Origin of the sequence: Candidatus Tisiphia endosymbiont of Nedyus quadrimaculatus (assembly GCF_964059235.1) — a bacterium.
Lineage (GTDB): Bacteria > Pseudomonadota > Alphaproteobacteria > Rickettsiales > Rickettsiaceae > Tisiphia.
This window is the reverse complement of the sequence record NZ_OZ060452.1, coordinates 824,889-841,984: the sequence shown is the minus strand read 5'-3', so window position 1 is coordinate 841,984 and position 17,096 is coordinate 824,889. Positions and strand designations below refer to the sequence as shown.

Here is a 17,096-nt window from a genome sequence, read left to right as displayed (position 1 = left end):
TAGGTTATTATGAAAAATGTCATGGCATTTTTACTTATATTAGTAGTATTTACTGCTTGTACTCCTAGGAAACAAATACAATATAGCAAAAAAGACTCTCCTTTAATTTCTAACAACTTATGTCCTTTAATAACAAAAAATATATCTATTCTTAAAAATAAGAAGAAAGCTGTTAGAATACTATCAATAGATGGCGGTGGGGTTAGGGGTATTATACCAGCACGTATTGTTGCAGAGTTTGAAAATCGAAGTGGTAAACCTGCCAGTGAGTTATTCGACCTTATGGTAGGTACTTCTACAGGTGGACTTGTGGTGTTAGCTCTCGCTACACCTAATGAATCAGGACAACCAAAACATAAAGCTTCTAATATTGTAGATCTATATATGCAAAAGTCTAAAGATATTTTTTACGCGTCCATGTTTAGAAAAATATATACTGGTTTTGGTCTTTGGGGACCAAAATACGATCGGAATCAATATGACAAGATATTAATGAGGTTTTTTGGTAATACTAGGATGAGCCAACTAATAAACCCTACTGCTGTTACTTCCTATAATTTGGATACTAATTCACCACAGGTGTGGACTAGAAAGCAGGCACTTAAAGACCCTAATAATGATTTTCTGATAAGTGATATTGCAGCAGCTAGCAGTGCTGCCCCTATATACTTTGCACCAAAGCTTCTAACTAATGCGTATAATAACAGCAGTTATCAAGTAGATGGGGGTATGTTTGCCAGTAATCCTGAGTTGACAGCTGTTAATTTAGCTTATGAGCTAGATGATACACTAACTCAAAAAGATATCGTACTTATATCACTTGGTACAGGATGGACAAAACTAGGCATAGAGTCAAAAGATTTATGTAAATCAGGGGTTATTGGTTGGGTACTAAAAGCTAATTTGATTAACGGAATGATGAAAGCTCAAGGTTTGTATAATGCTGAATTAGGGGAAATTTATGGTAATTCCTGTCGCTTACAATTTGAGCTTGATAAAAAGACAAGTGCTATGGATAATGCTTCTAAATCCAATCTGCTTGCGTTATTAAAGTTAACTGAAGATTACATTAATGCTAACTCTGATCTTATCGACCAAATTATTAGTATATTACTAAATACATCACCAAATTATTAAATTTAGTTTGGTAACCTCAGTTCGATATAAGAATTAATAATTCGGCTCTGTCCAAAAAACTGTGTAAATTCGAAAAAATAGGTCATTAAATTTTGTTAAGCCTATCCTCAAATTTAACCATCAAATGAGCCATAGCTTCATTCCAGTTTGGAATGGGCATAGTCCATTTTTTGGTCATATAGTCAATTGTCAAATATAAACTTTTAAAAACAGCATTATCATTAGGAAAAACCCGCTTATTATTTGTTACTTTACGCAATTGACTATTGACAGATTCAACTGAATTAGTTGTATAAATTACCTTTCTAATTGACTCAGGATACCCTAGAAAAATCATTAGATTGTCCCAATTATTATACCATGATTTGGCAATTTGTGGATATTGTTTATTCCATTTTTCTTCAAAAGATACTAAAGCTAAATGGGCTTGTTCTTCCGTTACTGCAGTATATATCGGCTTTAAATCGCTAGACAGTTGCTTCCTATCTTTATACGACACATATTTTAAACTATTTCTAATCTGATGTACAATACACAATTGATGTTCTGTTTTTGGATAAACTGCTTCTATTGCCTCAGACATACCAGTAAGATTATCGCTACAGGCAATCAGTATATCTTTTAGCCCTCTATTTTTCATTTCGGTAAAATTACCGAGCCAAAATTTTGCCCCTTCATTTTCACTGATCCATAATCCCAATATATCTTTTTTACCAGATAAATCAATTCCTAATGCAACATATACTGCCTTATTGATTATCCTTTTATCTTGCCTGACTTTTACTACTAAACAATCAAAAAATACTATCGGATATATCTCTTCTAATGGTCGACTCTGCCAAGCTTTAACCTCATCCATTACATCATCAGTAATTTGGCTGATTAAGCCTTCACTTATTTCAACACTGTATAACTCCTGTAACTGAATCTTAATATCAGATATACTCATGCCTTTAGCATATAATGATAGTACTTTATCGTCAAAACCATCAAAACGTTTCTGGCGTTTTGGTAGTATTGCGGGTTCAAAGGTATTATGCCTATCCCTTGGTACTTCTATTTCTACAGCTCCATGTTCGGAGATCAGTTTTTTGCTAGTTATACCATTACGAGCATTATCATTATCTGCACAACTGTATTTATCATAGCCTAGATGATTATTCATTTCTGACTGCAGTGCCTTCTCTATTAAACGTTTGGTCAATTCTTTTAATAAACCTCCTTCTTTCAGTATTGTACTTACATCTGTATCATTATCTATTAATAAATCTACTGCTTGCTTTATTGATTCATTAGTTTTTTTATTCATGTAATTTCCTTTTTTGTTATACTTTTATATATAACCTATTTCGAAATTTACACAGTTTTTTGGACAGAGCCAATAATTCTTATATCGAACTGGCTTTGTTATAAGGAAAAATGCACTCTTGAAGCGGCTGACGCGAGTGCATTTTAACTTTTTTCATCATTCAATATGTGATTTTAATTATTAAAATCACATATTGAATGGAGTGTTATATTTTAACAATCAGGTGGGTAGCCGCTTCAAACCTGATTGTTTCTATATATAACACTGAATTCGATGTAACAAGGAATTCAGGTTTTGGTAAACATTCAGGGTGGTTAGAGAGTAGACGTAAGCGTTACCACTTACGCCCCTCATTAGAACCCTTACTATTACCCACAAAATAACAATGGTGAAAAAGAAGTAAAAATAATATACTGATTTGCAATTAAAATATTACATTGTAGAGGTATAGTATGAGTCAAGAAATAATAAATAATTATTTGACCGAGGAATTTAGTGGAGCTATTTTGGGTGATAAAAGGCTGACAGATAGGTTAATAAAGATAGCTGATAATTTTGCGAATATACCTGAAAGCTCAATTAATCAAGCATGTGGAAATTGGGCAGAAACAAAAGCAGCATATCGTTTTTAAAAAAACGATAATGTTAAGGAATCAAAAATATTAGAATCCCATATTGCTAAAACAGTAGAAAGAATCAAAGAGCATGATAAAGTTCTTGTTATACAAGATACTAGTTATATCACATATACTAGTCATAAAAAAACTACTGGATTGGGTGTGTTATCAAGAAAAGAGGGAAAGAATGTTAAAAATATTGAATGTAAAGGTCTGATAATGCATACTGCCTTTGCGGTTGCTAGCAATGGGTTAGCACTTGGGTTGTTGGATCAAAAGATTCACAATAGACCAGCAGTGCCTGAAGAAATACAACAGTTAAAAAAAACTAGTCATGGTAATACGGTACATATTAAAGATAAAGAAAGTATAAAGTGGCTTAATGCATTACAGAACACTATTAATGCAACGAATAATGGTAATACCCAAATTATAACTGTTTGTGATAGAGAAGCTGATATATATGATTTTTTTGAATTGGCACAAGCTCAGAAATCTAAAGTTTTAGTTAGAGCTGCACAGGATAGAGAAATAAATAAAAAGTCAAAATATTCCAAAAAAGATAGACAATATTTGTGGAAGGTAGTATCGGGTTTCCAGTGTGCTGGAGAAATAGCAGTTAAAGATACTAGTCAAGAAAATAAAGCTAATAGGATTAGACATTTGGAAGTTAGATTTGGAAAATTTATAATGAATCCTCCTGTAAACAATGTAAGACATAAAACAGAAACATTGCCAAATTTACCAGTATATGCCATCAATGTTATTGAGCGTCGTCCCCCTAGTGGAACAACACCATTAGAATGGATGTTACTAACCAATATAGTTATCAATAATTTTGAAGAAGCTATAGAGAAAGTAAGATGGTATTGTTTAAGATGGAGAATTGAAATTTTTCATAAAATTTTAAAATCTGGATTTAGGGTTGAACAATGTAGACTTGCAACAGGAGAAAGATTAATAAAATACTTGACAATCATGAGCATAATTGCTTGGAGAATTTTTTTTATTACTTTAATTGGCAGAACTAATCCTAATCTACCATGTAGTGTAATATTAGCTGAAGAAGAATGGCGAGTTTTGTATGTAAAGATACACAAAGCAGCTCCCCCTAATAATACAATTCCTACAATAAAAAATGCTATAATATGGGTTGCTAAATTGGGTGGGTATTTAGCAAGAAAAAATGATCCAGAGCCTAGTCCTATTGTATTGTGGAGAGGATGGCAACGGTTATTTGATCTAGTTCAAGGTTATCAATTAGCTAACTATAATATTTGTGGGTAATAGTAAGATTAGAACCTCATCGTGCGGTTTTCCCGCAATGGGCTCAAGATAAATTCCTTCACCTGATTATTTTTAATCTAGCTATCTAACACAGTTTAGTTGTCGTCAATTATTGAAAGTCTGTGCTTTCATAACGTTTCTCTGTGTTAGTCGAACTTACCCACCAGCCTTCCCTCCATTGGCATTACCCAATTTCATCAGTACTATGCTGGATCTGACTTCCTATATTTCTTTTTAGCTCCCTTGCGTTTTATACTTGTCGGCTAATACTTCTTAAAAGAAGAAAATATAGGATCTCCCACGTTTATAAATAAACTTTTATTACATACCATGCTCTTAGACCCCGGAGATCTAACACATACCTGCCTATTTATGGTATGTATTATGTTGCATTCCTGCCTTTTAATACAGTCTGCGATCCCAAAAGAATTGCTTAACGAGGCTCAATCACTTTAACCTTTCGGCTTACGACCTATAATATTTCTGTCTACGCTTAACTGACTTTGTTACCAAAATCAGCTCAAGACTCGATACATAGTGTGCTAGGTCAACACTTCTATGGCTGTTCTTTCAACCGCTAGCTTATTTACACTTCGTGGCGCACTAAAAGTCGCAATCAATAGTTGGTATTTATTTTGTAATCAGAAACAATACGGTAAGAAATAGTGTTTACATGGCAAAAAGATGCCATGCCTAGCTAAAAGCGGGAATCCAAAAAATGACCTGCAAAGGCTATTAGATATTATGGATTTCCGCCTACGCGGGAATGACATCGGTAGTGGTTAAACTGACGACGCCAATTCTTAAAGTTCTACCTAAGTATAACACACTTTCTTCACAGCACTAATAACATCTTCTATAGTTGGCAGTGCTAATTTCTCTAGATTAATAGCATATGGTAGAGGAACATCCTTACCCGAGATAATCTCTATAGGAGCATCTAGATAATCGAATGCTTGGTTCATTACCATACTAGCTATAGTTGCACCAACACCTGCAAAAAACCAGCCTTCTTCTATAACAACCAACCGATTAGTTTTTTTAACCGACTCTAATATAGTTTCTATATCTAAGGGCTTGATAGTTCTTAGGTCGATTACCTCACAGTTAATGCCACTATCATACAAACTATTTGCTGCATCTAATGCCAACTTAACTTGCAAAGAAAATGTTACTATTGTGACATCATCACCTTCAATAAGTTTCTTAGCCTGACCAAATGGAATTGGTTCTATTATTTCGGGGACTTCAAAACTATGGCCATAGAGAATTTCATTTTCTAGAAAAATAACCGGGTTATCGTCACGAATAGCAGTCATTAGAAGCCCTTTGTGATCTTCTGCACTATAGGGAGCTACTACCTTAAGCCCCGGAATATGACTATAACAAGCTGTATAATTGTGACTATGTTGGGCAGCAACTCGACTTGCTGCCCCATTTGGTCCACGAAATACTATTGGACATTTAATAGTTCCACCAGACATATAATGAGTTTTAGCTGCAGAGTTAACTATTTGATCCATTGCTTGCATGGCAAAATTAAATGTCATAAATTCAACAATGGGACGAAGCCCAGCAAATGCCGCTCCGATAGCCACACCAGTAAAACCATGTTCTGTTATTGGCGTATCAATTACCCTTTTTGAACCAAACTGCTCTAATAACCCTTGGGTTATCTTATACGCTCCTTGGTACTGAGCAACTTCTTCTCCCATAATAAAGATACTATCATCTCTTAACATTTCTTCTTGCATTGCTGCACGTAAGGCTTCCCGTACCGTCGTTTGTAACATGTTTCTACTCATTCAACGTAAATATTCGTATATAGCTCTTTTTCATCCGGTAAGGCTGATCTTTCTGAGAATTCAACTGCTTCTGCAATAACCTCTTTAACCTCTTTCTCAATTTCTTTTAACTGCTCTTCACTAGCATATTTATTAGCCAAAATTATATTTTTCACTTGTGATAATGGGTCTTGTTCTTTATAGTTTTCCACTTCTTCCTTGCTACGGTATTTACCTGGATCAGACATTGAATGTCCTCTGTAACGATAAGCATCCATTTCTAATATTATTGGTCCACCATCATTTCTAACAAACTCCGCAGCCTGCCGAACATAATCATAAACTGATTCTAACGACATACCATTTAGTTTAAATCCCGTAATACCACATGACTCCCCTTTCTTGTAAAGGTCAGTCATAAAGGTAGAACGAGCTACTGAAGTACCCATTGAATATTGATTATTTTCAATAATATAAACTACAGGTAAGTGCCATAACGCCGCTAAATTAAAAGCTTCATATACTTGACCTTGATTCACTGCCCCATCTCCCAAGAAAGTAAAACATACATTATTAGTATTTCGATATTTTTCAGCAAAAGCTAGGCCAGTACCTATAGGCACTTGAGCCCCTACAATACCATGTCCACCGTAAAATTTGTTTTCTACGTCAAACAGATGCATTGAACCACCCTTGCCTTTCGAGCAACCAGTCTCTTTACCCATCAGCTCTGCTAATACGTATTTTGCTTCAGTCCCTGCTGAAATAATATGAGCATGATCCCTGTAACTGGTAATAGTACTATCACCAACCTGTTTTACTAAATCCACACCAGCAATTATTGCTTCTTGCCCAATATATAAGTGACAAAACCCACCTATTAGACCCATACCATAAAATTGCCCACATTTTTCTTCAAATCTTCTAAGCAACAACATTTTCCTATAAGACTCAAGACACTGAGGACTATTTAATTTATATTTTCCAGAAACAATCATGTATACTCCTATAAAAGCTTGAAGAATTGGTTTTCCAATTTGGGCATACACTATAATACAAAAATCATCAAGGGTTAACTGCCAATTTATGTTTTAGATTTACTAATTTAATATGACAATTAACGCTACATTTAGGATTGGCTACTTTCTTTTTTGCAATACAATTTTCCTTAGGCTTTAAAGCAATATTATTCAAAAATTCTTTAGTCTCCTTATTCATATATTGTACTCTAACCTTTGCTATACCTTGTTTTTTAAATCCTAAAATTTCAGCAGATTTTTCCGAAACATCTATAATACGGTTCTTTTTAAAAGGACCGCGATCATTAATCATAAGAATCAGGGATTTATTATTACTTAAGTTAGTAACTTTAACCAAACTAGGTAATGGCAAACTAGGATGAGCTGCACTTAGCATATGTTTATTATATGTATCACCATTTGCTGTTTTTTTTCCATGAAATTTATGCTTAGAACCATACCAAGACGCTATACCTACTTGGTTACAATTAATATCTTCCTTAGGTTTATAAGTCTTACCTTTGATAGTATATTTATTGCCTATCTTATAATGCCCCTTATAATGAACATTTTTAGGATCTTCCTGCGATAATTTACGATATAGACTAGGCTTAGTAGAACAAGAGCTAAGCCCTATACAATAAACTAGCAACAAAAGAATATATCTAAGTTTCACTTTCATTTATATCATATTTAACCTGAATTTGATATAACAAGTTATATCAAATTCAGGGGTTAAGTAGAAACAATCAGGTTTGAAGCGGTTTAGCACCTGATTGTTAAAATATAATATTCCATATAACAAAGCCAATTCGATATAAGAATTAATAATTCTTATATCGAATTGAGATTATTTTTTATCATTTTCTTCAGTTTCTTTTATTTTAACATGACAGACAACCCTTGCCACACCATTAATTTGGGAAGCAATAGAAGTAACTTTTTCTAATTCTTCCTCAGACCTTGCTATACCAAATATATATACTATATCATTCACTGTAACAATGGTATAATTTACCCATTTTACATCTCGGTTAACAAAAGTTCTAGCCTTGATCTGACTAGTAATCATAGCATCTTTAGTATATTGCACTAAGTCAAAATGATCACTTTTTTTATCTATTATTAGTTCGTTAATAACTTCACGAACTCCTTTTTCACCCCACACAATTTCTACAGCTTTTAATGCATCTTCTTTTTTGTCTATGATTCCAGTCAGTAGTACCCTACCCTGATTTACCTCAACCTTAATCTTAGTATATAATTCCCTGAAATTATTTTTTATAAAAGAAGCTTTGATTTTTGTAGATATTTTTACGTCATCAATTGTCTCCGCAATTGATTGATCTTTTGCAACCGCAAGAGTAGAGGTAGTTGCTGCAGTAAAAATAGCTGGCAGACAACCTGTAAGCATGAAAGATAAGATTATAATAATAAAGTTTCTATACATAACCCTCCTTAAATCTACTAATTTAACCTCAAGTATCGATGTAAGACATCGGTTTAATAGTCTAGGGTTCATTCCCGCCGTTGCTAAGAATGATGGTATGGACGAGTAAGTAAAAGAAACTTTACTTACTACCGTGATCACGAATATAATTCGGTCACATAATTATACTATTTAATAATTAAAAAGGAGTCCATACCATGAAAGATATTAACATACTAGGCATTGATTTAGCAAAAACAATTTTTCATATTGTTGCATTAAATAAAGATGGTGAAAAAATATTAGCTAAAAAATTACACAGAGAAGAATTTGAAGACTACATTTTAACAAACATTCCCAAGAATAGTTTATTGGTAATGGAAGCATGTGGCAGTTGTCATTATTGGAGCAATAAGTTTATGGAATCAGGTTTTACAGTAAAATTACTTAAACCATGTGATGTAAAAGCTTTTGCAAAAACTCGGCAAAAAAATGATACAAATGATGCTTTGGCAATAGCAAGAGCAGGAAAAGATCCGGAGTTAAAATCGGTTCGTATAAAAAATATATCACAACAAGAGATTAGTTGGTTACATAAACGTCGGCAACATATTATTAGACAAAGAGTACAATATAGTAATGGTTTAATGAGTGATTTACTTGAATTTGGTTATTACATAAAAATGAGTAAATCTAAATTTGCCCGTGAGGCATTAAATATAGTAGAAGATGCCAAAAATGCTGGTGTGATTTCAGAGAGAATGTATAAGGAAATGAAGGTAATAGCTGAAGAAATTGCTACGTTATTAATACAAGAATCAGCAATAGATAAACAGCTAATAGCAATAAATAAAGAATCTGAAACAGCTACTTTATTAAAAACAATACCAGGTATTGGAGAAATTAATGCTAATATACTAAGCATAGCAGCTTATGAAAATTATGATGATTGTCGAAGTTTTGCTGCAAGTTTGGGATTAGTGCCTAAGCAAAATAGCACAGGTGGTAAAACAAGTCTTGGATCTATCACTAAGAAAGGAGATAGATATGTTAGAACTATGCTGATACAAGGAGCAAGGTCTATTGCAATCAGAGCAAAAATACAAAAGGACCCCACTGATCATTTAGTGCTATGGGCAAAAAAATTGTTGGGAAGGATGAGCTTTAATAAGGCTGCTGTGGCAATAGCAAACAAATTAGCTAGAATAGCGTATGTATGTGTTACAAGAAAATGTGCATATGCTTGATAGTTGGTGGTGTATATAGATTTATCTGTATTTTATCTATATAAAAGAAGAAGTAAGTAAATAGGATTTAAGAGGTACGATATAAGCGAAAGTGATTGGAGATAATAAATGGGCATTCCAAAAACAAGTCCGAGATTTTATGTCAAGGCTCTAGAAGCCGTAAGAATGAGTGGATAACTCCAAGGATTGCGTGGAATGCGAAAACTATTATGGCACTAGATGCCGAATATATGACAGCTTATTTTTTTATTACTCCCGCATCATTTTTCTTATTGACTTACTTACTCGTCCATATATGACATCAACACTCACGAGGATGATACTGAGGCTAGTATACTACTCGTAAATGAAGAGTTGATAGACGAAGATCAAAATTATGAAGTGCTAGGAGTCAAAGGGTCGAGGAGCGGAACGTACATTATAGTACGTGAGCACCGAAGATCCCTGAAGACGACAACGCAATTCTTGATTTTCATCGAGTATATTAACTTATTACATAGAACTCAGGTTAATTTAGAGTCAGTAATATTTGTGCCTTAAGATAACCTCAGGTTAAAATAAAGCCTTTAAATAGTTCATTATAATAAAATTCATAATAAACACAACTGATTTCATTGTTTTAAGTTAGATTTGGGGAGTAACCTGATCGATACAACTTGTTATCAGTATCATCCCTATTAGGGTTGATGTTACCCCTGATTCCCCTTCGATGTTACCCCTGCGTAGACAGGTATCTAGAAAAGTCTAAATAGTTTTTTTGGCTATTTTTTTAGACCCCGCTACCTTCGCAGGGGTGACATCGAAGGCACTTAGAATAATAATTACACGTAATCATACAATTCACGCGAATTCGGGATAAGAATTAACTAATTCTTATCCCGAATTGGGGTAATTCCTCCCACATACCATTCAGAAGCTACAGTTAAACCCATGCTTTTAAGGAAACTACGTTTGGGTTCGTCATATGCACCACAAACGACAAGAAACTGAGTAGCATTTTTAGTTTTTGCGAGTTCCTTGATTTCCTTAATCAATTTCTGACCAATAGAATTCCAATCGTGTTTACTTTCCACACAAAAATCATCGATCATAAGTGTTAGTCCACCCGGGTTATAGACTTTCGGTGCTGACATTAATCTACCGATGATGAAACCTAAGACTTTTTCTTTATAAACTGCAGCCAGCATAATGTGATCGTCTAACCTCAATAATTCTTTGAACCATTGCTTTTGAAATTCCTCGGATTCAGGACCAGCATATTTCCAAAACTGTGGCTGAGCTTTTTCATAAGCACGACGCTTTTTATATGATAGAGCGACAAATGATGAGATGTCAGTAGTTTCAGCAAGGCGGATTAAAATATTTTCCTGAAACTTTACTGTATTCTTTACTTTGGTATTAATTTGAACCATTGATTACAATCGCTTTACTAAAAAATGGGTTTTGCGTCCAGCAAATACCCCCTCTCCTTCCATAATAAAATCATCGACATATTTAAATCCCGCCTTTTCATAAACATGTCTAGCCCTTGGATTTGTAACATCTGGATCGATAAAAAAAGTATCAGCTTGGCTATCATAACTACTTCTAATAAAATCAATAAATACTTCTAAAGTCTTTGCTCCTAATCCCTTGCCAAAATAAGCTATATTACCAATGGTATAATCCATGCTATAGGTGTGACCATGCTTTGAAAGATAAGCTTTTTTGAGTAGTGGTATAGAATATTCCTGCTTTTCTTGTAGTGTCATGACCAAGCAATAAGGTTCGTTATAGACACACCCAATCCAATATGTGTATAGGCCATCTGCGTAGCTTGAAGGCTTTATACGACCGTTGATGAAATTTAAAATATCATCTTTATGTTCTTGGCTATTATCCCAAAACTCCTGAACATGGGGTTCTTTTAACCAGTTAAAAATAGTTTCTTTATGACTTAAGTTAGCTTTTTCAAAATGAATATTCATAACATGTCCTGTAACAAGGTTTATCTTATTTCTTCTTGGCTATAACTTCATAATAATGATCAATTTTCCCATCCTCTTTTGGTGAAGTCTTCACTTCTTTAAAACTAATAATGTTAAACTCTTTAAAAAGATCAATTGTTTGCTCTTTTGTATGAAAAGTCATATTTTTCTTATCCTCCTTACAAAAAGTTACAATTTCGGGATCAAAAGTGTTCCCAACAAAATAACCACCTAAATCAATCTTATTTACAATATTACTCCAAAATTTTTCAAAATATTCAGGTTTACAAAACGGTACAGAAAAGCTAGCAACTATGATGTCTACATTTGGTAATTCTTGAGAATCTAACTCTTCAAAAGAAGATATTAAAGTTTTAAAATGATCTTTATATTTAACAATTTCTGGATACTTAATAAGCATAAAATCAAAAGCCATTTTTTGGTTGTCTATTGCAATAACATTGAAGCCTTTTTCTAATAACAAAAATGTTTCATGTCCTACTCCTGCCCCTAAATCAATGGCTGTACCTCGCATGTTTTGATTATCTAGTAATTCAACTTTTTTAAAGAATTCAACAACAAACTCTCTTGCTGGTTTATGAAGTTTTTCTTTGTAATAAGCCTCCCATGCATTTGGCTTTAAAAGAGATTTTGATTTACTCATTCAATTTCTTTCTTTAAATATAGTTTTGCCATCAGACCATCATTCTGATAACCAAGGCTTTTATAAAACTCATGGCTTCCATCCTTGGCACGCCTAAGACCAGAGGTTAAATCAACGATGCTTGGACTAGACTGTTGTGCAACGTTCTCTACAAAATCCATCAGTCTTTTTCCAATAGCTTGACCTCGGTAACATTCATCAACCACAACTCCTTCAATATGAAATCTTGTTTTATCTGATATAAAAAGTTGAGACTTAGACCATGCAACCCACCCAACAATTTGGGATTCTAAACATGCTACAGCAACACCATAACCATCATTTTTTGTGAATCTTTGAAATCTTGCTTTTAATTCATCCTCTGAGGCCTTATACCCAAGTTGTTCCATGAGAGGTAACATGCAAGAGAGGTCCTGCATTGCACAGTAACGAATTTTGATATTACTCATAAATCTCCTCCTCGCAACTACTGACTATTACCCACATCTTTTAAAAGCCATAAACTTTGAAGCTATCGACATCATCCTGAACTTGTTTCAGGATATAGATTATAGCATTTTTAATATATCCTAAATTCAGGATGACGTCCCACAAATCTAGAGATGTGGGTAATAGGAAATACTTTCGCAGGGGTTATTTTTACTACTAGACTTCCTACATAAGTCAAAAAAGCTCTTGGGATTTTTAGAAGAAACGAAGCCAGTTACCTTCGCATACACAGACGATTGTTATGGAGCAAAAGCAAATTTTGACGACAAAATTACCAAAAAGAATCAGTTCGTAACACTCCCATTTTTTGCAGTACATATAAGCACATTACCATCAACTTGCACTATGCGAAGTAGATCTCCTTTATGTACCGATTTTATAGTATCTTTGCTGAGTTTAGCGTTCATAATAGTTCCTGACCACAATACCTGTCCTGTTTCCCCTGCTAGAAGTTCATTGCTGTATACCACTACTTCCTTACCAAGCATATCAGAATATTCGTACTTATCATATTTCTTGTAAACATAAAATTTTAGCGGATACCATAAGGTAATCAGCCACATAAAAGAAGCAAAGCCAAAAATTATATACTGGTATTTTAAAAGACCCGGGTAATTGTTTAATATTATTGCAGTAGATACTCCACCTAGACCCAAAAATAAAAAACCAACATTTGGAATGTTAGCAAATTCTATAATTATACAAATAACGCCAGCGATCAGCCACCATTCTACTATTGAAATTTCAGATAGGATCATAGAATACCTTCAACTAATATAACCTCAAGTATCGATGTAATAAATTAATAGTAGGATAATCATCGCCATTAGGGGTGATGTCACCGCCATTATGTCATCCCAGCGAAAGCTGGGATCTAAAAAAATAGCCAAGAAAACTATTAGACTTTTTTAGACCCCTGCCTACGCAGGGGTGACATCCGAAGATGCAGGAACACCCTAGGCTATTAACCGATGTGTTACACCGAGGGAGAATTTAGTCATGAACAAATGTCTTTAAAAACATTATAACATTAGCTATATCTTGAGGTTTATTTAAACCAGCAAAAGTCATCTTTGTGCCAGGTATATATTGACTAGGTTTATGCAAAAAATGAAATAAACTTTCTTCATCCCAAATTCCCCCTTTGCTGGATAAAGCACTTGAATATTTATAATTCTCTGCTTTAGCTTTTTCCGTCCCAACGATATTCCATAGATGTGGTCCAACCTTATTAGCTTTATTCTTATCAAGAGAATGGCACATTAGGCATTTTTTTGCTATCTCCCTTCCTGCTTCAGCATTAGCAGTTTTCATCAATTCTTCTATATTCACTGGTGCTTCTACAACAGCTTTAGCGTCAAGGTCACTATGAGAATCTTCTGTTACTTCTATACTGTAACCTCGAGATTTAGGATGTAAAACAGGCTTATACAAAATATTTGTTATAAACCCTACCATCATTGCAATTAAACTGGCTAACAAAATAGAAGCGGCAATTTTATTTAATTCTATTCCAGACATATCTAGGTCGTCTCCGTAGAGAGAATATGTATTATCTTAGAACCATTTTTATACTGGAGCGGGTGAAGGGATTCGAACCCTCGACTTCGACCTTGGCAAGGTAGCGCTCTACCCCTGAGCTACACCCGCTTTTAAAAGGCTCACTTATACAAAAACAAGTCATGAATATAAGGAAATACTGTAAAAAGATCAAGAAGAAATAACATCAAAAGAAATTTAATTTTAATCGTAGATACTTATTAATTAGGTTACCCTACAGAAATGTAGAAAACTCTTGCTTAAAATAACTAAATCCACTAGAAATTATTACTTTTATCATGGAGCAAATTATGGGACAAAAAAACAATCCTAATAACAGTTTGCTAGAAAAGCAAACAAATAATATTAATTATGATGATTTTCCTTATGAAAGTTTTCCTTTTACTTATACAAGACCGGAACATTTAAGAACTATTGGCCTATTATTTAACATGAAACCTCCTGCTATAGAAACCGCTAGGATACTTGATATTGGTTGTGCTGAAGGTGCCAATATGATTGATTTTGCTGAAAGTTACCCAAAATCTTATTCTTTAGGAATTGATTTGTCAAAAGTCCAAATTGTTAATGGCATAGAAATAGTTAAGAGTTTAGGGCTTAAAAATATTGAACTAAAACACTTATCTATACTAAATCTTGATGAGTCAGTTGGTAAGTTTGATTATATAATTTGCCATGGAGTAATCTCGTGGGTGTCTACTATAGTTAAGGACAAGATTTTTGAAATTTGCCATAAATTATTAAACCCTAACGGTATTGCCTTTATTAGTTATAATACTCTGCCAGGTTGGAATATGCAAAAAACTATCAGAGATATGATGATGTTTCACAGTAGCACTTTTACTGACAACCATAGTAAAGTACAACAAGCTAAATTATTATTAGATTTTGTTAATGATTCTTTAGAAGGTTCAGATAGTTCTTATTCTAAATTCTTACAACACGAAACTAAACTTCTTAAAACTACACATGATTCATATTTACTACATGAATATCTTGGAGAAGAAAATACAGCTTTTTATTTCCATGAATTTATAAGTACAGCTAGAAAACATAATTTAAATTATCTTGGAGATTCTGCACTTTCTGCGATGTTTGTTGGTAATTTACCTGCCAAGGCTGCAGAGCAATTACAAGCGATAAATGATATTGTTAGAACCGAACAATATATGGATTTTATCACTAATCGTAAATTTAGGACTACTTTGTTATGCCACAATAATATCACTATAGATAGGAAAATTGAACCAAGTAAGTTAAGTGATTTTTATACTACTACTAATATTATACCAGTCATGCCTGAGAATGAAGTGGATATGAATAATACAGTAGAAAGTTTGGGATTTCATTATAATAATTCAGAATCCCCTAATATTTCGACGTTTTCTCCTATAATAAAGGCAGTTTTCTATGTTTATGCTGATAATATTGGTAATCCTTTGACTTTGGATCAAATTTGTAAATTGGCTATGAAAAAATTAGAAAAATTACAGCTTAAAGATATTAGAGAAGAATTAGATTCTGTAATTATAAAACTAGTGTTACAAGGGTACGTACAAATATTTGCAACAAGGCCTCAGTCAGTATATGAAATCTCGTCAAAACCAAAAGTAAGTGATTTAGCAAGATATCAAGCTCAAAAATTAGACTCAACTAATTTGTTTGTGACAAATCGAATTAATGCTATTGTTTTATTGCAATTGCATGAAAAATATATTATTGAGCTATTAGATGGACACAACTCTATCCAGCAGATTGAAGAAAAAATATTTGAAAAATTTGCTTCTGGAGTATTAGTGGCATCTAATGAAAATGGTAAGATAAGCGACGAAAACCTTTTAAAGCCATTTATTAGTCATTATGTAGATGTTTGCTTGCAAAAATGCAAAAGAAATTATTTATTAATTGGATAAAGTGATGTTAGTTGATAAAATTAAGACCAAAGTCGATCATGAAGAAATAAATGTGATTATCGAGATTCCAATGCAAGATAGTCCTATAAAATATGAGATGGATAAGGAATCAGGAGCAATATTTGTTGATAGGTTTATGCAAACTGCTATGTCTTACCCATGTAATTATGGCTTTATTCCGCATACCTTATCAGAGGATGGAGACCCGGTAGATGTATTAGTTGTATCACATTATCCTGTCATACCTAGCTCTGTGATTAGGTCACGCCCTATTGGTGTTTTAATGATGGAAGATGAATCTGGATTGGATGAAAAAATTATTGCTGTGCCTAGCTCTAAGCTAGATATTACTTTTGATTCAATAAAAGATTTAGATGATCTTTGCCCAATGTTGAAACAACGTATAGTACATTTTTTTGAACATTATAAAGATCTAGAGAAAGGTAAGTGGGTGAAGGTAACTGGCTGGGAAAATGCTCAAAAAGCTAAGGAGTTGATTAATGAAGGTATATTAAGGGTATCTACTACCAATTCCGAAAACTAATCATCACGTCGTCTTACTTCGCGATCTCCGCTCCTCACGTACTAGTATGTATGCTCCGGTACTCGACACTCGTACTCCTAGTGCTAATTTAGTTTTGGGAATTGGTATAAGATAGAAAATCAATAATTGG

Annotated in this window: 14 protein-coding genes, 1 tRNA gene and 2 pseudogenes; 5 read left to right on the top strand and 12 right to left on the bottom strand. The window is 33.6% G+C overall.

Going from position 1 to position 17,096, the window contains the following annotated elements; translation table 11 throughout:
- Nucleotides 1-9 precede the first annotated feature (9 nt).
- Complete coding sequence (locus AB3211_RS04005; RefSeq protein WP_367363662.1) at nucleotides 10-1,137, top strand: patatin-like phospholipase family protein; 1,128 nt, start codon at nucleotides 10-12, stop codon at nucleotides 1,135-1,137.
- Nucleotides 1,138-1,222: 85 nt separating this feature from the next.
- Here the strand turns inward: AB3211_RS04005 and AB3211_RS04000 are convergent, their stop codons facing one another.
- On the bottom strand, nucleotides 1,223-2,446 hold the full coding sequence (locus tag AB3211_RS04000; protein WP_367363661.1) for an IS256 family transposase: 1,224 nt from the start codon (nucleotides 2,444-2,446) through the stop codon (nucleotides 1,223-1,225).
- A 452-nt stretch (nucleotides 2,447-2,898) separates the two neighbouring features.
- Here AB3211_RS04000 and AB3211_RS03995 point away from each other — a divergent pair.
- Nucleotides 2,899-4,350, top strand: a pseudogene (locus tag AB3211_RS03995) (IS4 family transposase).
- A gap of 815 nt (nucleotides 4,351-5,165) precedes the next feature.
- Here AB3211_RS03995 and AB3211_RS03990 read toward each other — a convergent pair.
- The 4 genes and pseudogenes from AB3211_RS03990 to AB3211_RS03975 form a co-directional block, all read right to left on the bottom strand.
- Nucleotides 5,166-6,143 carry a pyruvate dehydrogenase complex E1 component subunit beta gene (locus AB3211_RS03990; RefSeq protein ID WP_367363660.1) on the bottom strand — a complete coding sequence of 326 codons (978 nt, stop codon included), beginning with the start codon at nucleotides 6,141-6,143 and terminating at the stop codon, nucleotides 5,166-5,168.
- Nucleotides 6,144-6,151: 8 nt separating this feature from the next.
- A complete protein-coding gene (gene pdhA / locus AB3211_RS03985) occupies nucleotides 6,152-7,132 on the bottom strand; it encodes a pyruvate dehydrogenase (acetyl-transferring) E1 component subunit alpha (protein ID WP_367363659.1) in 981 nt (326 codons plus the stop codon).
- 67 nt (nucleotides 7,133-7,199) lie between these two features.
- Nucleotides 7,200-7,814: pseudogene (locus AB3211_RS03980) on the bottom strand (septal ring lytic transglycosylase RlpA family protein); the annotation flags it as partial.
- Nucleotides 7,815-8,003: 189 nt separating this feature from the next.
- Entirely contained in the window at nucleotides 8,004-8,603 is a 600-nt protein-coding gene (locus AB3211_RS03975; RefSeq protein WP_367363658.1) for a BON domain-containing protein, read from the bottom strand.
- Between the two features lie 197 nt (nucleotides 8,604-8,800).
- Here AB3211_RS03975 and AB3211_RS03970 point away from each other — a divergent pair, with 197 nt between their 5' ends.
- Nucleotides 8,801-9,829, top strand: a complete 1,029-nt coding sequence (locus tag AB3211_RS03970; protein ID WP_367363657.1) for an IS110 family transposase — start codon at nucleotides 8,801-8,803, stop codon at nucleotides 9,827-9,829.
- Between the two features lie 866 nt (nucleotides 9,830-10,695).
- Here AB3211_RS03970 and AB3211_RS03965 read toward each other — a convergent pair.
- The 7 genes from AB3211_RS03965 to AB3211_RS03935 all read right to left on the bottom strand — a co-directional run bounded on the left by AB3211_RS03965 (nucleotide 10,696) and on the right by AB3211_RS03935 (nucleotide 14,599).
- The gene (locus AB3211_RS03965; protein ID WP_367363656.1) at nucleotides 10,696-11,241 is read right to left on the bottom strand and encodes a GNAT family N-acetyltransferase; all 546 of its coding nucleotides are present in this window, start codon (nucleotides 11,239-11,241) and stop codon (nucleotides 10,696-10,698) included.
- A gap of 3 nt (nucleotides 11,242-11,244) precedes the next feature.
- Entirely contained in the window at nucleotides 11,245-11,796 is a 552-nt protein-coding gene (locus AB3211_RS03960; protein WP_367364779.1) for a GNAT family N-acetyltransferase, read from the bottom strand.
- A 25-nt stretch (nucleotides 11,797-11,821) separates the two neighbouring features.
- Nucleotides 11,822-12,460, bottom strand: coding sequence for a class I SAM-dependent methyltransferase (locus AB3211_RS03955; protein WP_367364778.1), 639 nt, complete (start codon nucleotides 12,458-12,460; stop codon nucleotides 11,822-11,824).
- Complete coding sequence (locus AB3211_RS03950) at nucleotides 12,457-12,909, bottom strand: GNAT family N-acetyltransferase (protein ID WP_367364777.1); 453 nt, start codon at nucleotides 12,907-12,909, stop codon at nucleotides 12,457-12,459. Before AB3211_RS03950 ends, AB3211_RS03955 begins: the two co-directional genes overlap by 4 nt.
- Before the next feature lie 324 nt (nucleotides 12,910-13,233).
- Nucleotides 13,234-13,707 carry an NfeD family protein gene (locus AB3211_RS03945; RefSeq protein ID WP_367364776.1) on the bottom strand — a complete coding sequence of 158 codons (474 nt, stop codon included), beginning with the start codon at nucleotides 13,705-13,707 and terminating at the stop codon, nucleotides 13,234-13,236.
- Nucleotides 13,708-13,942: 235 nt separating this feature from the next.
- Nucleotides 13,943-14,470, bottom strand: a complete 528-nt coding sequence (locus AB3211_RS03940; RefSeq protein ID WP_367364775.1) for a c-type cytochrome — start codon at nucleotides 14,468-14,470, stop codon at nucleotides 13,943-13,945.
- Between the two features lie 54 nt (nucleotides 14,471-14,524).
- Nucleotides 14,525-14,599 (bottom strand) — tRNA-Gly (locus AB3211_RS03935).
- Nucleotides 14,600-14,799: 200 nt separating this feature from the next.
- On the opposite strand from AB3211_RS03935, the gene AB3211_RS03930 reads away from it, so the two are divergent.
- Together AB3211_RS03930 and ppa are read left to right on the top strand one after the other, a co-directional pair.
- Nucleotides 14,800-16,422: a methyltransferase regulatory domain-containing protein gene (locus AB3211_RS03930; RefSeq protein ID WP_367364774.1), complete on the top strand. Its 1,623-nt coding sequence runs from the start codon at nucleotides 14,800-14,802 to the stop codon at nucleotides 16,420-16,422.
- Between the two features lie 4 nt (nucleotides 16,423-16,426).
- The gene (ppa, locus tag AB3211_RS03925) at nucleotides 16,427-16,966 is read left to right on the top strand and encodes an inorganic diphosphatase (RefSeq protein ID WP_367364773.1); all 540 of its coding nucleotides are present in this window, start codon (nucleotides 16,427-16,429) and stop codon (nucleotides 16,964-16,966) included.
- Nucleotides 16,967-17,096 lie beyond the last annotated feature (130 nt).

Coding starts and splice junctions, on each gene's coding strand:
- pdhA (WP_367363659.1), bottom strand. CDS start 7,132: ATGATTGTTTCTGGAAAATATAAATTAAATAGTCCTCAGTGTCTTGAG.
- AB3211_RS03970 (WP_367363657.1), top strand. CDS start 8,801: ATGAAAGATATTAACATACTAGGCATTGATTTAGCAAAAACAATTTTT.
- AB3211_RS03940 (WP_367364775.1), bottom strand. CDS start 14,470: ATGTCTGGAATAGAATTAAATAAAATTGCCGCTTCTATTTTGTTAGCC.
- AB3211_RS04000 (WP_367363661.1), bottom strand. CDS start 2,446: ATGAATAAAAAAACTAATGAATCAATAAAGCAAGCAGTAGATTTATTA.
- AB3211_RS03950 (WP_367364777.1), bottom strand. CDS start 12,909: ATGAGTAATATCAAAATTCGTTACTGTGCAATGCAGGACCTCTCTTGC.
- AB3211_RS03930 (WP_367364774.1), top strand. CDS start 14,800: ATGGGACAAAAAAACAATCCTAATAACAGTTTGCTAGAAAAGCAAACA.
- AB3211_RS03975 (WP_367363658.1), bottom strand. CDS start 8,603: ATGTATAGAAACTTTATTATTATAATCTTATCTTTCATGCTTACAGGT.
- AB3211_RS03960 (WP_367364779.1), bottom strand. CDS start 11,796: ATGAATATTCATTTTGAAAAAGCTAACTTAAGTCATAAAGAAACTATT.
- AB3211_RS03945 (WP_367364776.1), bottom strand. CDS start 13,707: ATGATCCTATCTGAAATTTCAATAGTAGAATGGTGGCTGATCGCTGGC.
- ppa (WP_367364773.1), top strand. CDS start 16,427: ATGTTAGTTGATAAAATTAAGACCAAAGTCGATCATGAAGAAATAAAT.
- AB3211_RS03990 (WP_367363660.1), bottom strand. CDS start 6,143: ATGTTACAAACGACGGTACGGGAAGCCTTACGTGCAGCAATGCAAGAA.
- AB3211_RS03965 (WP_367363656.1), bottom strand. CDS start 11,241: ATGGTTCAAATTAATACCAAAGTAAAGAATACAGTAAAGTTTCAGGAA.
- AB3211_RS04005 (WP_367363662.1), top strand. CDS start 10: ATGAAAAATGTCATGGCATTTTTACTTATATTAGTAGTATTTACTGCT.
- AB3211_RS03955 (WP_367364778.1), bottom strand. CDS start 12,460: ATGAGTAAATCAAAATCTCTTTTAAAGCCAAATGCATGGGAGGCTTAT.